The 14,015-nt window shown below is 63.7% G+C and carries 13 protein-coding genes; 8 read left to right on the plus strand and 5 right to left on the minus strand.

Translation table 11 applies throughout. The annotated features are described in order from the left end of the window. Positions 1-10: 10 nt before the first annotated feature. Positions 11-679, plus strand: coding sequence for a GntR family transcriptional regulator (locus ASE71_RS15480; protein ID WP_034801282.1), 669 nt, complete (start codon positions 11-13; stop codon positions 677-679). A gap of 20 nt (positions 680-699) precedes the next feature. Here the strand turns inward: ASE71_RS15480 and ASE71_RS15485 are convergent, their stop codons facing one another. Beyond that, on the minus strand, positions 700-1,380 hold the full coding sequence (locus ASE71_RS15485; RefSeq protein WP_060516294.1) for an ArsR/SmtB family transcription factor: 681 nt from the start codon (positions 1,378-1,380) through the stop codon (positions 700-702). A gap of 95 nt (positions 1,381-1,475) precedes the next feature. Between ASE71_RS15485 and ASE71_RS15490 the strand changes: the two genes are divergently transcribed. The 4 genes from ASE71_RS15490 to ASE71_RS15505 all read left to right on the plus strand — a co-directional run bounded on the left by ASE71_RS15490 (position 1,476) and on the right by ASE71_RS15505 (position 4,121). Beyond that, positions 1,476-1,796 carry an NIPSNAP family protein gene (locus ASE71_RS15490; protein ID WP_060516551.1) on the plus strand — a complete coding sequence of 107 codons (321 nt, stop codon included), beginning with the start codon at positions 1,476-1,478 and terminating at the stop codon, positions 1,794-1,796. Between the two features lie 3 nt (positions 1,797-1,799). Continuing rightward, positions 1,800-2,150 carry an antibiotic biosynthesis monooxygenase family protein gene (locus ASE71_RS15495; protein WP_034801289.1) on the plus strand — a complete coding sequence of 117 codons (351 nt, stop codon included), beginning with the start codon at positions 1,800-1,802 and terminating at the stop codon, positions 2,148-2,150. A gap of 198 nt (positions 2,151-2,348) precedes the next feature. Then, positions 2,349-3,479, plus strand: a complete 1,131-nt coding sequence (locus ASE71_RS15500) for a site-specific DNA-methyltransferase (RefSeq protein ID WP_034801293.1) — start codon at positions 2,349-2,351, stop codon at positions 3,477-3,479. Between the two features lie 240 nt (positions 3,480-3,719). Then, complete coding sequence (locus ASE71_RS15505; RefSeq protein ID WP_060516293.1) at positions 3,720-4,121, plus strand: YkvA family protein; 402 nt, start codon at positions 3,720-3,722, stop codon at positions 4,119-4,121. A gap of 57 nt (positions 4,122-4,178) precedes the next feature. Here ASE71_RS15505 and ASE71_RS15510 read toward each other — a convergent pair whose 3' ends face one another. The 3 genes from ASE71_RS15510 to mutY all read right to left on the minus strand — a co-directional run bounded on the left by ASE71_RS15510 (position 4,179) and on the right by mutY (position 6,976). Continuing rightward, positions 4,179-5,111, minus strand: a complete 933-nt coding sequence (locus ASE71_RS15510; protein ID WP_060516292.1) for a hypothetical protein — start codon at positions 5,109-5,111, stop codon at positions 4,179-4,181. 99 nt (positions 5,112-5,210) lie between these two features. Further along, positions 5,211-5,828, minus strand: a complete 618-nt coding sequence (locus ASE71_RS15515) for an HAD family hydrolase (RefSeq protein WP_060516291.1) — start codon at positions 5,826-5,828, stop codon at positions 5,211-5,213. Positions 5,829-5,887: 59 nt separating this feature from the next. Further along, entirely contained in the window at positions 5,888-6,976 is a 1,089-nt protein-coding gene (mutY, locus tag ASE71_RS15520; protein ID WP_060516290.1) for an A/G-specific adenine glycosylase, read from the minus strand. Between the two features lie 92 nt (positions 6,977-7,068). On the opposite strand from mutY, the gene ASE71_RS15525 reads away from it, so the two are divergent. From ASE71_RS15525 to ASE71_RS15535, 3 genes are all read left to right on the plus strand, one after another. Beyond that, complete coding sequence (locus ASE71_RS15525; RefSeq protein ID WP_060516289.1) at positions 7,069-7,575, plus strand: DUF721 domain-containing protein; 507 nt, start codon at positions 7,069-7,071, stop codon at positions 7,573-7,575. Positions 7,576-7,796: 221 nt separating this feature from the next. Continuing rightward, positions 7,797-8,633, plus strand: a complete 837-nt coding sequence (locus ASE71_RS15530) for a DsbA family protein (RefSeq protein WP_060516288.1) — start codon at positions 7,797-7,799, stop codon at positions 8,631-8,633. A 105-nt stretch (positions 8,634-8,738) separates the two neighbouring features. Further along, the gene (locus ASE71_RS15535) at positions 8,739-12,200 is read left to right on the plus strand and encodes a chromosome segregation SMC family protein (RefSeq protein ID WP_060516287.1); all 3,462 of its coding nucleotides are present in this window, start codon (positions 8,739-8,741) and stop codon (positions 12,198-12,200) included. A gap of 1 nt (position 12,201) precedes the next feature. On the opposite strand, the gene ASE71_RS15540 is transcribed toward ASE71_RS15535, so the two are convergent. Next, positions 12,202-13,971: a caspase family protein gene (locus ASE71_RS15540; RefSeq protein WP_060516286.1), complete on the minus strand. Its 1,770-nt coding sequence runs from the start codon at positions 13,969-13,971 to the stop codon at positions 12,202-12,204. Between the last annotated feature and the right edge of the window lie 44 nt (positions 13,972-14,015).

Below are 14,015 nucleotides of genomic sequence, written 5' to 3' on the forward strand. Positions count from 1 at the left end.
TCAGTAGGGGATGGAAAAGCAGCAGGACGACACGCTCGCAAGTCGCATCAGCAAGGCCCTGGCCGAGCGGATCATCTCCGGTATGCTGATGCCCGGGGAGCGCTTGCGGCAGGACCATATCGCCGAGGAATTCGGCGCGAGCCACGTTCCCGTTCGCGAAGCCTTTCGACGGCTGGAGGCCCAGGGCCTTGCCGTCAGCGAACCGCGCCGCGGCGTTCGCGTCGCCTCCTTCGACCTGAAGGAGGTGAGGGAGGTCGCCGAAATGCGCGCGGTGCTGGAGGTTCTGGCGCTTCGCCATGCCATCCCGCATCTGACGCCGGCGATCCTCGATCGGGCCGAGATGGCCACGGCCGCCGCCGATACTTCGCGCGACGTGCGCTCCTGGGAGGCGGCAAACCGCGCCTTCCATCGGCTGATCCTCGAACCCTGCGGCATGCCGCGGCTGCTGGCGGCGATCGATGATCTGCATGCAGCGAGCGCCCGCTTCCTGTTTTCCGCCTGGCGCACGAGCTGGGAGGCACGCACCGACCACGATCACCGCGCGATCCTCGCCGCCTTGCGCGAAGGCCGAGGCGACGAGGCGGCAAAGATCCTCGAACGCCATGTGGGCTGGATCGGCAAGACGCCGGTCAGGACCGCCGCGGGCGAAACCCGCGAGGCCTTTTCCATCGTCGGCTAGAGTGGTTTTGCTGGCAGCAGCTACTGCGGAAACAGCTCGGAGAAAGCCTTCTCGCCATTGGCGGTGAAGCGGATGGCGCGGCTGTTCGCCTCGCGCTTCGCCCAGCCCTTGTCGATGAATAGCGTCAGCAGCGCTTCGCCAAGCGAACCGGCCAGATGCGAGCGGCGCTCGCTCCAGTCGAGGCAGGTGCGGCAGATCGGGCGGCGGGATTTTTTCAGCGCCGCATAGTCGATGCCGAGCGCCTCGATCCGGTTCTGCCCGTCGGGCGTCAGCGCCAGGTCGTCGCCGGTGACTTCGATCTGCTTTTCGGCAATCAGGCTGTCATACATGCGCACGCCATAGTCGCCGGCCAAGTGATTGTAGCAGACGCGCGCTTTTCTCAGCGCCGGATCCTTCGGCCCGGGGCGGTGCCGGTTCATGCCGCGGCTGGCGGCAAAGCCCATCAGGTTCTCGAGCATCAGCCCGACTTCGTCTTCTGCCAGCTGAAAATATCGGTGACGGCCTTGCTTGCGCTGGCTGAGCAGACCGCCGGCCTCGAGCTTGGCCAGGTGGGAACTGGCGGTCTGCAGCGTGATGCCAGCATGGGTGGCAAGCTCGGTTGCGGTCAGCGCACTACCCCCCATCAGCGCCGTCAGCATGTTGGCGCGGGCGGGATCGCCGATCAGCGATCCGATGAGAGCGATGTCTGGGCCTTCCTTCATACTTCGATCGTAATCGAAGCATTCTCGCACTTCAAGCGGGCATAGTCACTTCATCGAAGACCGGGCGAAAGGCCCCAAAAGACCTGGAGATGATGATGATCACCTGTTTCATCCGCTACGAAATCGATCCCTTCAAGAAGGACGAGTTCGCCACCTATTCGCGCAACTGGGGCGAGGTCATCCCGCGTTGCGGCGCCGATCTCATCGGCTATTTCGGTCCGCATGAGGGATCTGCGACGACGGCTTACGGCGTTTACAACATCGAGAGCCTCGCGGCCTACGAGGCCTATCGCGCCCGGCTTGCCGCCGATCCGCTCGGCCGGGAAAATTATGCCTTCTCCCGCCGCGAGCGGTTTATCCTGAAGGAGGATCGTATTTTCCTGAAGAACGTCTCGATGCCCATCGGAGGAAAGTGAAACATGATTGCCGTCATCTTCGAAGTCCTACCGGCCGAGGGCCGGCGTGACGCCTATCTCGGCATTGCCGCCGACCTGCGTCCGCTGCTCGACGACATCGATGGCTTCATCTCGATCGAGCGGTTCCAGAGTCTGGCCAATCCCGACAAGGTGTTGTCCCTGTCTTTCTGGCGCGACGAGGAGGCGGTGAAGGCCTGGCGGAACGGCGCCGAACATCGTGCCGCCCAGGATGCGGGGCGCCACGGCGTCTTTGCCGATTACCGCCTGCGCATCGCCTCCGTGATCCGCGACTACGGGCTGAACGAGCGCCATGAGGCCCCCTCAGACAGCCGCGCCTTTCACGACGCCCGGTGAAACGGCGTCCGCGACGCTTGAACGGGGCGGCGGGAGGCGGGTGAACGCCCGTTCCCGCCTTTCCTGTCCACTCCAGAAGACCTCTCTAACATAGCGCGACTACGCACTTTTTCGAAACGGCCTTCAGGCTTTGGTAACCATCTTCGGTAACCATACGCTCCATGATCCGTTCCGAGTAAGCGTATTTGCGAGTTGTCCATGTCTTCAGTTGTTTCGCTTGCCGAAGTCTCCCGTTCCACCCGTCCGTTGGGCTGGCTCGACAGCATCATCAAGGGTGACTGCGTTGCGGCGCTCAATGCGCTTCCCGACAATTCGGTCGACGTCGTTTTCGCCGACCCGCCCTACAACCTCCAGCTCGGCGGCATGCTGACCCGTCCCGATCAGTCGGTGGTCGACGCCGTCGACGACGAATGGGACCAGTTCGCGTCGTTCGAAGCTTACGACGCCTTCACCCGTGCCTGGCTGCTGGCCTGCCGCCGCGTGCTGAAGCCGACCGGCACCCTCTGGGTCATCGGCTCGTACCACAACATCTTCCGCGTCGGCGCCATCCTGCAGGATCTGCACTTCTGGATCCTCAACGACATCATCTGGCGCAAGACCAACCCGATGCCGAATTTCAAGGGTCGGCGGTTCCAGAACGCTCATGAGACGCTGATCTGGGCGACGCCGAATGCCAATGCCAAGGGCTACACCTTCAACTACGATGCGATGAAGGCGGCCAATGACGACGTGCAGATGCGCTCCGATTGGCTGTTCCCGATCTGCTCCGGTCACGAGCGCCTGAAAGGTGATGACGGCAAGAAGGTGCATCCGACCCAGAAGCCGGAAGCGCTGCTCGCCCGTATCATGATGGCTTCGACCAAGCCGGGCGACGTCATTCTCGATCCCTTCTTCGGTTCCGGCACGACCGGTGCCGTCGCCAAACGCCTCGGCCGCCACTTCGTCGGCATTGAGCGCGAGCAGGATTACATCGACGCGGCATCGGCACGCATCGACGCGGTCGAACCGCTCGGCAAGGCGATGCTCTCGGTCATGACCGGCAAGAAGGCCGAGCCGCGCGTCGCCTTCAACACGCTGATCGAAAGCGGGCTGATCAAGCCCGGCACGGTTCTGACGGACGCCAAGCGCCGCTACAGCGCGATCGTTCGTGCCGACGGCACGGTCGCCTCCGGCGGCGAGGCCGGTTCAATTCATCGCCTGGGCGCCAAGGTCCAGGGGCTTGATGCCTGCAACGGATGGACATTCTGGCACTTCGAAGAGGGGAACACCCTGAAGCCCATCGACGAACTCAGAAGCGTCATTCGAAATGATCTGGCAAAACTGAACTGATCAACCAGTTCCGCCGGATCCTTCGAAAAGCGCTCTAACCGGATTTTGTACCTTCAGTCCCGGAAAGAGAGCTTTAAATGCCCGGAATCCTCAATGTGAGGATTCCGGGCATTTGTATGTTTGGGCCATCCGACGGAGCGTTTGAAGCGCCCGGCAGGGCCCTGAGGTCGATTGCCAATCTTCGCATCCGCTCATAGGGTTCGGACAGAGCAACTTCATCCGAACAAGAGTGTTAACCGCATGGCCGTGCCCGATCGTCTCCAGCGCGTGAAGCAATGGGCGCGGCAAATCAAACGCGACGTCGTTGCGCTCTGGTTCGCCGCGCGAGATCGTCGAACGCCGTTTTCGGCGAAATTCGTTGCCGGCACTGTGGCGGCCTACGCACTTTCGCCGGTTGACCTGATCCCCGATTTCATTCCGATACTCGGCTACCTCGATGATCTTATTCTCGTTCCGCTCGGCATCCTCTTGGCCGTACGTCTGGTGCCGCCAGCGCTGATGGAAGAATTCCGAGAGCGGGCGGCGGCATTGGAAGGACGCCCGTCCAGCCGCAGCGGCCTCCTCGCGATCCTGAGCATCTGGTTCGTGGCCGCAGTCATTGCGGCCTGGCTGGCATGGGGCTTCATCGCGGCCAGGCCCTGACAATGGGCGGCGGCGACCCGTGCCGCCGCCGCGCGCCGAATGGAGGATACGCCGCCTTTAGAGAGCCGGCGTTCCCTGTGGGCGCAAGTGGTAGAGGGTTCGGGCGCCCTTATCCTCGAAGCCGCAACTGGCGAGCACAGGCTCGAGGCGTGCTCTTTCGTCTTCCTGTAACTCGACGGTGGCGACCCTGATATCGGGATAGGCCGCGGGTATGCGCTGAAGCAGTGCGGCAACCAGGGCAATCAGCCCGCAAGACGGGGCATGGTGTTCGGTGATGTGGATCATCATTTCATCGCTCCAGACAAAGGCGTAGGCCTCGGCGACCACGAGGTCGTGATGTTCCAGCCACTGCATCAGCAGCCCGCCCTCATCCCAGTCAGCGATACGTTGGGCGACGGAGTCCGCGTCCCAGGTCGTGGTGCAGGTTTCTTCACTGCAGTCCGGTATCCCCGCGCGTGTGAGGAAGTCCACGAACTTTGCGAGGAGATTTTCTGGAAGAGGCGCCTGGACGGCGTAAACGACGGCACCGTCCTTGGGTTTTGCGATTGCGGCCGGCCAGCGCTTGGGTGACGCCTGCCAGGTCCTGAACAGATCCCGAAGCGCGGTCGCGCCGGTCATTTCGACGACCTGCTGGTTGAGGGCGGTTTTTCGGGAGTGCCAGATGATGCCTTCTGAACCGGCCTCTACGGCTGCAAGCCGAATGAGCCGCGCGAGAATTTCGGCGTCGTGCAGGTCGTGCGACGGCATGGCGTGCCAGCCTCGATCGGCCACTCTCTTGTCGTCGCCTTCAGTCGGCGGCCGAAGGCTGAGCCAGCCCGCCAGTTTGGCATCGCGTCTGGCGACGACGAAACGGGTATCTGAAAACCGTTCTCCAAACTCTTCCGGAGGCACCTCGTCGCGAAAGCTGGCCTCGGTCGTCGCGTAGAGCTCGTCGATGAAGGCGTCCTTGGCGGCGCCGTCTGGAATTACTGAAAATTCTAAACTATTCATATATTACCTCTGCGATTACGCAATCGCAGGTAGTAAATATGATTCGTGGCGGAATCGTGCCGCCACGAGCAGGAACCATCCTCGACCGGCAGTTTCAGCCTACGGATGAATGCCGTAGCCGGCGAGATCGGCCTTCAGCTTTTCCGGATCGACGAAATGCACCGCATGCCAGCCGGCAAGCCGCGCGGCTTCGACGTTGGGAATGCTGTCGTCGATGAAGAGGGTGGCCGATGGGTCGAGATCGAAGGTCCGCGTGTGCGTCTCATAGATGGCGATATCGGGCTTGATCAGCTTGACGTCGCCCGAAACGGTGACGCCGCGTGGCAGCGTCAGGAAGGGATAAAGGACCTGCGCCTCGCGGAACGTGTCGGAGGCGAAGTTGGTCAGCATCGTCACGTCGCGTCCTTCGGCGATCAGTCGCTCCAGGAGCGACACCGTCTCCACATAGGCGTGCGGCACCATCTCCTGCCAATATTTGCGGAAGGCGCGGATCTGTTCTTCACGCTCGGGAAAGTCCTTGATCAGCAGCGCTTCCGCCTCTTCCCAGGAACGGCCGCGGTCCTGCTCGATGTTCCAGTCGTGAGTGCAGACATTGGCAAAGAACCATTCGCGCTCGGCCTCGTCGGGGATGAGGCGGCTATAGGGCAGGTTGGGGTCGTAGTGGATCAGCACCTTGCCGATGTCGAAGACGATGTGGCGGATGTCGATGCTGCTCATGAACGTATTCCCTGCTTGAACTTTCGGAGTTGGAGCGGGACGGGTGGCCCCGTACCGCGCTAGCGTTCCGCCTTGAAGGCATGCGGGATCGCTTGGGCGATCGCCTTCTTCATCACCGTCGGCAGCGCCTGGGCACTCAGCGAGTGAACTGGCTCCCACCAGCCGTTGCCCTGCGTTCCGGCGCGCGCGACATTGGCGCGGTAGACGGAGAGACGCAACTCGAAATGCGTGAACACGTGGCTGATGGTGCCGCAATCTTCCCAGGCCGCTGCAAAGGGCTGCGAGGCAAGCGAAGTGTCGCCGTCCTGCCGCGACGTCCAGTCAGTGCCGGGCACTTCGGTCATGCCGCCAAGCAGGCCCGTCTCGGCCCGCTTGCGCAGATAGACCGCGTTGTCGGCGTCGATCGCGACGAAGGCGGCGCCGCGCCGAAGCGGCTTGTCCTTCTTCTGCGCTTTGCGCGGAAAGGTTTCCGGGTCTGCGACGGCAAGCGCGCGACAGTGGGCGCGGAAGGGACAGAGCGAGCAGGCGGGCCGTTTCGGCGTGCAGATCGTCGCGCCGAGATCCATCATCGCCTGGGCGAAATCACCCGGCCTGCTCTCAGGGGTGAGCGCGGCGACGCGGGCCCGCATCTCGGGCTTTGCCGCCGGCAGCGGCGTTTCGATTGCATAGAGGCGGGAAATCACCCGCTCGACATTGCCGTCGAGCACGGCGCTTCTGCGATTGAAGGCGATCGCCGCGACCGCGGCGGCGGTATAGTCGCCGATGCCGGGAAGGGACTTCAGCCCATCCTCCGTGTCGGGAAAGCGGCCGCCATGATCGTTCGCGACGGCCTCGGCGCATTTCTTCAGGTTGCGGGCGCGCGCATAATAGCCGAGCCCGGCCCATGCCTTCATCACGTCCTCATTCTCGGCGCGCGCAAGGTCCTCGACGGTCGGCCACAGTGACAGGAACTTTTCGAAATAGGCTTTTACCGCCTGCACCGTCGTCTGCTGCAGCATCACTTCGGAAAGCCAGACATGGTAGGGATCGGCGACGATGCCTCGGCGCGCCATCGGCGGCGAAACCCGCCAGGGCAGGTCGCGATGGTGCCTGTCGTACCATTCCAAAAGCAGGGGTGCGGCGTCCGCCGCCGGTATCGTATCGTGCATGATTTGCCGGGAGTTCCGTTTCCGGCCTATACTTGGCGAAGCGGAGCCGCGGCATCAAGGCTCAATCGACATTGCCTACAGAAAGTCCATACGTGAGCGAGCAGAAGACCCGGAAGGGCGTCGTCCAGATCAGCGAAGTCGCGAACGGCCTGATCGACCCGGTGCTCGCCAAGCGGGCAGGCATCAACACCATGCTGCTCGGCTCCTGGGACGAAATCGCCGGCGAGGACTTTGCCGATTGCACGCGGCCCGAAAAGATCGCCTGGCCGCGCCGGGCCTCCGAGATCATGGGCGAGGGCGGCCATCAGCCGGGCGTCCTGACGGTTGCCTGCGAGGGCGCGCGCGCCCTGTTTTTGACCCACGCCCAGGGCGAATTGATCCAGCGCATTAACGGCTTCTTCGGCTTCTATGCGATCGGGCAGCTGCGCATCGTTCAAAAGCCCGTCTCCCAGCAGCCGAAACACCGTGGCAAGCCCAAGCCGCTGACCGGTGAACCTGCACGGCGGCTCGAGACCATGGTCGAAGGCATCGAAAGCGAGGAGCTGAAGGCGGCCTTGCGTCGGCTGGGGACCGCCGTGCTCAATCCCCGGCGCCGCTAAGGCACGGCGCGCAAAACTATGCAGCGGTTTTCGCGACTACGAGACGCGAAAACCAGAGGCTTAAAGCGCAAGCAGCGAATCGGAAAGATCGCGATGCGCTTTTGGGCAGCCATCGCTCGGTCACAATTCTTTGAATTCTGTTGACGCCGCGCCACTTGCCGCCCTGCGCGGGGCAAGATATCGAATCCGCACTGCAATTCCCTCCGAACACGGGTCAAATCATGTCCGCTTCCGCAATGAACCTTACCAAGCGCCTGCTCAGCGGTGCCGCCGTCGCAACTGTCGCCCTGGTGCTTGCTGCCTGCAGCGACGAAAAGAAGGAAACGGCCTCCACCGCACCGGCCGAGACCACCGAAGCCGCCAAGGCTGAAACCAAGCCGGCAACGGACGCGACCACGACTGCATCGACGACCGCGACCCCGGCCACCACCGAAGCCAAGCCCTCTGCCGGCACCGAAGTCGCCCAGACGACGGCTGCTCCCGTCAAGGTCGAGCTCCCCTCGTCGGAAGGGTCCGTCGACGTCGCCAAGCTGATGGAACCGGGCGCCCTGCCGGAAATGGCGATCGGCGACGCCAACGCGCCGGTGACGATCGTCGAATACATGTCGATGACCTGCCCGCACTGCGCCGCCTTTCACAACAACACCTTCGAGGCGATCAAGACCAAGTATGTCGACAGCGGCAAGGTCCGCTTCGTGCTGCGCGAATTCCCGTTCGATCCGCGCGCGGCGGCCGCCTTCATGCTGGCGCGCTGCGCTCCGGAAGGCCAGTACTTCCCGATGATCTCGATGCTGTTCAAGCAACAGCAGCAGTGGGCCGCAGCCCAGAATGGTCGCGACGCTCTGCTGCAGATGTCCAAACTCGCTGGTTTTACACAGGAGAGCTTCGAGGCCTGCTTGACGAACCAAAAACTTCTGGATGATGTGAACACTGTTATGCAACGGGGCGCCAAGGAATTCGGGGTTCAGTCGACGCCGACCTTCTTTGTCAATGGCGAGCACTATTCGGGGGACATGTCGGTTGACGTTATGTCGGCCCTCATCGACAGCAAGCTCTGATCCTTCGCTTTTCCTGAAAACGGGCGACGGCAGCAGCTGTGCGCCCGTTTTTCTTGTCTGGGCTGATGGTAGAGGGGGGGACCTCGTAGCCCCAGCGTCCGCTCCATGAAGTTCAACAAGCTTCGCCTGCTCGGCTTCAAGTCCTTCGTCGAACCGACCGAATTCATCATCGAGCGCGGATTGACCGGTGTCGTCGGACCGAACGGTTGCGGCAAGTCGAACCTCGTCGAAGCCTTGCGCTGGGTGATGGGGGAGAACTCCTACAAGAACATGCGCGCTTCCGGCATGGACGACGTGATCTTTTCCGGATCCGGCAATCGTCCCGCGCGTAACACGGCCGAGGTCGGCCTCTATCTCGACAACAGCGACCGCACGGCACCCGCTGCCTTCAACGACAGCGACGAGATCCAGGTCAGCCGCCGCATCGAGCGCGAGCAGGGCTCGGTCTACCGCATCAACGGCAAGGAAGTGCGCGCCAAGGATGTACAGCTTCTCTTCGCCGACGCGTCGACTGGTGCACGCTCGCCGTCGATGGTCGGGCAAGGGCGCATCGGCGAACTGATCGCCGCCAAGCCGCAGGCCCGTCGCCAGCTCCTGGAAGAGGCGGCCGGCATCTCCGGCCTGCACTCTCGCCGCCACGAAGCGGAGCTGCGTCTGCGTGCCGCCGAGACCAATCTCGAGCGTCTCGACGACGTCACCTCGCAGCTCGAAAGCCAGATCGAGAGCCTCAAGCGCCAAGCGCGCCAGGCCAACCGCTTCAAAATGCTCTCGGCCGATATCCGCAAGCACGAGGCGATCCTGTTCCATATTCGCTGGGTGCAGGCCAAGGAGGCGGAGGGCGAGGCGACGAGCCAGCTCAACCAGGTGACTGCGCTGGTCGCGGAAAAGGCGCAGCAGCAGATGCAGGCGGCCAAGGACCAGGCGATCGCCAGCCTGAAGCTGCCGGAGCTGCGCGAAAACGAAGCGAAGTTCGCCGCCGCCCTCCAGCGTCTGCAGATTGCCCGCTCACAGCTCGAAGAGGATGCCGGCCGCATCCTCAGGCGCCGCGACGAGTTGCAGCGCCGGCTGGCGCAGCTTGCCGAGGATATCGCCCGCGAGGAGCGCCTTGTCGTTGACAATGCCGGCATTCTTTCGCGTCTCGACGAAGAGGAAGCCGAACTCAGCGACATGCTTGCCGAGGCCGACGACCGTGCGACGGAAGCGCGCGAGCGCCTCGAAGACGCAAACGAAAAGCTCGCCGGCAGCGAGGCGCTTTTGGCGCGTCTAACGGCGGAACGCGCCGAGGCACAGGCCGGCCGCAACCAGCTGGAGCGCACGCTGCGCGACCTGTCGGAGCGCCAGGCACGTCTTGCCCGCCAACTTGGCGACCAGTCGCGCGATCTCGATGAACTCGACCGCCAGATGGCGGCCCTTCCCGATCCGCACGAAAAGCAGGGTCAGGTCGAGGTCGCAGAAGCTGCGCTGGAAGAAGCCGAAAGCAATGTGCTCGCGATCGAGGAAAGCCTCGCTGAAGCGCGGCGCATGGAGGTCGAGGCGCGTCAGCCCGTCGATCGGACGCGCGCGACGCTGAACGGCATCGAGACCGAGGCACGCACCATCCGGCGCATGCTGGAGGCGGTGGCCGGTGGCGCCTATCCCGCCGTCGTCGAGGAGATGAAGGTCGACCGGGGCTTCGAGACCGCATTGGGCGCGGCCCTTGGCGACGATCTCGACTCGCCGCTCGAAACCGACGCGCCGGCCCATTGGCGCGCGCCGGGGGATCATGTCGGGGACGGCGAATTGCCGGAAGGCGTGAGCCCGCTGATTGCCCATGTAAAGGCGCCCGACGCGCTGACCCGCGCCCTGAAGCAGATCGGCATCGTCGCAAGCGAGGCGGAAGCCGAGCGGCTGCTGCCCCTGCTGAAACCCGGCCAGAGCCTTGTCACCAAGCAGGGCTCCGTCTGGCGCTGGGACGGCCACGTGACCGGCTCCGAGGCGCCAAGTGCTGCCGCATTGCGGCTGGCGCAGAAGAACCGGTTGGCCGAACTCGATACCGAGGCCGACGGCGCCGCTGAGGCGCTGCGCCTCGCGGAGGCCGAACTTGCCTCTGCGGGCAGTCGCATCCGCGCCGAGGACGAGCGGCTGCGGCTTGCCCGCGACGCGCAGCGCATGATCACCCGACAGCTCGGCGAAGCCCGCGACGCGCTCGCCGCCGCTGAACGCGCCTCGGGCGACCTTGCCCGCCGCCGCGCGGTGCTTGCCGAATCGCGCAGCCAGATCGAGTCGCAGGTCGAAGAGGTGGCCGAGCAGATCGAGACGGCCAACGACGCGCTCGCCGATGCGCCCGATCTCTCCGAACTGGAACTGACGCTGCGCACCCAGACGGCCGATGTCGCAGCCGATCGTGCCGCCGTCGCCGAGGCCCGTGCCGCCCATGATGGCCTGGCGCGCGAGAACGAGGCGCGTCAGCGGCGCATCGCGGCGATTGCCAATGAACGACAGACCTGGAAGGCGCGCGCGGCGAGCGCCGATGAGCACATCGCGACCCTGCGCGACCGCGAGGCAGAAGCCCGCGACGAGGTCGAAGAGCTGATCGATGCGCCCGACGAGTTCGAGGACAAGCGCCGGGCGCTGATGAACGAGTTGCAGAAGGCGGAAGCGGCCCGACGCGAAGCGGCCGATCTGCTCGCCGAGGCTGAAAACCGTCAGCGCGAGGCGGACCGGTTGGCGGCAACCGCGCTCTCCGAACTGGCGGAATCGCGCGAAAAGCGCGGCCGCGCCGAAGAGCGGCTGGTCTCCGCCCGCGAACGTCGCGTCGAGATCGAGGCCCGCATTCAGGAAGCGCTCTCCTGCGCGCCGCACGAGGTCATGCGATTGACGGGGCTTGCCGTCGACGAGGCACTGCCGGACATGCGCAACATCGAGCGCGAGCTCGAACGGCTGAAGATCGAGCGCGAGCGGCTTGGCGCCGTCAACCTGCGGGCCGAAGAAGAACAGAAGGAGCTTTCAGAAAAGCTCGCCCTGCTGCTCAGAGAGCGCGACGACGTCATCGAGGCGATCCGCAAGCTCAGGAGCGCCATCCAGAACCTGAACCGCGAGGGCCGCGAGCGCCTGATCGCCGCATTCGACGTCGTCAACGTACAGTTCCAGCGGCTGTTCACCCACCTCTTCGGGGGGGGCACGGCCGAGCTGCAACTGATCGAGAGCGACGATCCGCTGGAGGCCGGCCTTGAAATTCTCGCCCGCCCGCCGGGCAAGAAGCCACAGACCATGACGTTGCTTTCCGGCGGCGAGCAGGCGCTGACGGCGATGGCATTGATCTTCGCCGTGTTCCTGACCAATCCCGCGCCAATCTGTGTGCTGGACGAAGTGGATGCACCGCTCGACGACCACAATGTCGAGCGCTACTGCAACCTGATGGACGAAATGGCGGCGTCGACCGAGACACGCTTCATCATCATCACCCACAACCCGATCACCATGGCCCGCATGAACCGCCTGTTCGGCGTGACCATGGCCGAGCAGGGCGTATCCCAGCTCGTCTCCGTTGACCTGCAGACGGCGGAACGCCTGCGCGAAGTCGTCTGATTCACTCAAATTCGGCGATGAAACCGGATACCGGCCGCGATGGGTCGCGCGCTTCCCAGGTGTCGATGTAGGCGGCGAGGGGGACTTTGTTTGCTCGATAGGCTGCGTAAAGCGTTGCCGCCCCAGCCTTTTCCGGCGGCCGCCTGAACCACCTGCCGAAGGTGACGGCAGCGCCCGTCGTCCATCTCCACCCTTCGGCACTGCCGTTCTCGTTGGAGAGCCCGAGCCATGGCCCGACCCGCCGGTGCTCGCCGCCTTCGAACGAACTGCTGAAGAACCGGTCATCCGTATTCACGAGTGAGGCGACGAACGTATTTTCATCGCTGGAATCGATCGTGGCAAGGTGACCGCCGCAGCGCTCGACGATCGCCTTCGCTTCCTGCCAACCGACTTGCTGCCCGTCATAGACCGCTGCATAGAGGTGTCTGGCAAAGGTGCCGTAGGTCAGTGGTAGAGGCGAAAGACACCGCACCATGGCGATCACCGGTTCGTCCTCCAGTCCCTCGAGATCGGTGGCGTCATAGCGGCGTGCGCTGGTAGCCGAGAGAATGTCCTGATCGATGCGGGCAAAGGTGAGACCCAGGCTCGCTCCGGTTTCCTGATCAATAAATCCGGATTGCTTTAGCCCGCGGGCCGCCTGAAATGCCGTGACCGCCCTGCGTGTCTGGCCACCGAAGGCGCCGTCCGTCGCGCCCGTGTCAAAGCCCTTGCTCTGCAGGGCCTGTTGCGCGGCTGCGCGCTTGTCCTTGCTATCGAGCATCTTCTGTTCCTGTGCCATCGCAGCCAGGGATGATCTGAAGTCGTCGCTTTTGCCGAGCCGCTGAATGGATTGACGCGCCGCGTCGGCGTAGCTGCTCTCGCCATGTTTGGCGATGAAGCGTTTCCAGGTCCTGGCCGTGTCCACGCGCATCGCCTTGTTGAAGTCGAGCGCGGTGATATCGACGTTGTCAACTTTCGAGGGTCGGGGCGCTTCAAGCGTGGCGCTGCCGTCGAGGTAGAATTCCAGATCGAGAGAGGAGAGGATCTGCGGCGACTGTTTGCCGCCCGTTGCCGAGCGCACCTCACGGATCACGCGCTTGAAGGCGGTGCCGATTTCGATCCCTGGGCCGGAGAGGTTGGCTATCAGCGCCCGGGTGAAGGGCGAATGCCCGTCGGTTCCGTCAGCCGCCACCTGTCCGGGCGCCGCAGCAAAGGCAACGAGCGTGCCGGCGCCCTGTGTCTCGATCGGTGCCAGACCTCTGGTGGCGCCGCCGCGGCTTGTCCCCGCCACGTCACGATTGAGTCTGTCTGCGAGCGGATTGTTGCGGCAGGCGTCGAGGAAGATCAGGGAGATTTTCGCGCGTTGTTCCAGCGCGTTCATGATCTCCGACAGCGGCATGGTTTCTGCCGGAACGTCAAACTCGCTCTCGAGCCGTGCGTCGGTGCCGACGAGGAAGTTCTCGCCGCGCAACTGCATGCCGTGACCGGCGTAGTAGAACAGGGCGACATCGTCAGGCCCGATCTTGCGCGAGAAGTTTGAAAGTGCGCCGGCAAGACCACGGCGATCGGCGTTGAGGATCAAGTCGGTTTCAAAACCCTGGCCTTTGAGAAAGACATTGAACGCTTCAGCGTCGCGCGAGGCGTTAGGCAGGGTTCCCGCAAGCACATAGTTGCTCATGCCGATGACGAGCGCCAGTCGTTTGCCATTGCCTTCGGCGGGGGCATTCCCTGTGGTGAAGGGCACGATCACAGCGCAAAGAACCAGCCATAGCAGCTTCACACGCCAGTTCATGACCTTGCCTCCTGCTTATGATTGACTCAGCCGTGCAGGTGTTG

Origin of the sequence: Ensifer sp. Root954, assembly GCF_001429005.1 — a bacterium.
Lineage (GTDB): Bacteria > Pseudomonadota > Alphaproteobacteria > Rhizobiales > Rhizobiaceae > Ensifer > Ensifer adhaerens.

Coding starts and splice junctions, on each gene's coding strand:
- ASE71_RS15480 (WP_034801282.1), top strand. CDS start 11: ATGGAAAAGCAGCAGGACGACACGCTCGCAAGTCGCATCAGCAAGGCC.
- ASE71_RS15485 (WP_060516294.1), bottom strand. CDS start 1,380: ATGAAGGAAGGCCCAGACATCGCTCTCATCGGATCGCTGATCGGCGAT.
- ASE71_RS15490 (WP_060516551.1), top strand. CDS start 1,476: ATGATCACCTGTTTCATCCGCTACGAAATCGATCCCTTCAAGAAGGAC.
- ASE71_RS15495 (WP_034801289.1), top strand. CDS start 1,800: ATGATTGCCGTCATCTTCGAAGTCCTACCGGCCGAGGGCCGGCGTGAC.
- ASE71_RS15500 (WP_034801293.1), top strand. CDS start 2,349: ATGTCTTCAGTTGTTTCGCTTGCCGAAGTCTCCCGTTCCACCCGTCCG.
- ASE71_RS15505 (WP_060516293.1), top strand. CDS start 3,720: ATGGCCGTGCCCGATCGTCTCCAGCGCGTGAAGCAATGGGCGCGGCAA.
- ASE71_RS15510 (WP_060516292.1), bottom strand. CDS start 5,111: ATGAATAGTTTAGAATTTTCAGTAATTCCAGACGGCGCCGCCAAGGAC.
- ASE71_RS15515 (WP_060516291.1), bottom strand. CDS start 5,828: ATGAGCAGCATCGACATCCGCCACATCGTCTTCGACATCGGCAAGGTG.
- mutY (WP_060516290.1), bottom strand. CDS start 6,976: ATGCACGATACGATACCGGCGGCGGACGCCGCACCCCTGCTTTTGGAA.
- ASE71_RS15530 (WP_060516288.1), top strand. CDS start 7,797: ATGTCCGCTTCCGCAATGAACCTTACCAAGCGCCTGCTCAGCGGTGCC.
- ASE71_RS15535 (WP_060516287.1), top strand. CDS start 8,739: ATGAAGTTCAACAAGCTTCGCCTGCTCGGCTTCAAGTCCTTCGTCGAA.
- ASE71_RS15540 (WP_060516286.1), bottom strand. CDS start 13,971: ATGAACTGGCGTGTGAAGCTGCTATGGCTGGTTCTTTGCGCTGTGATC.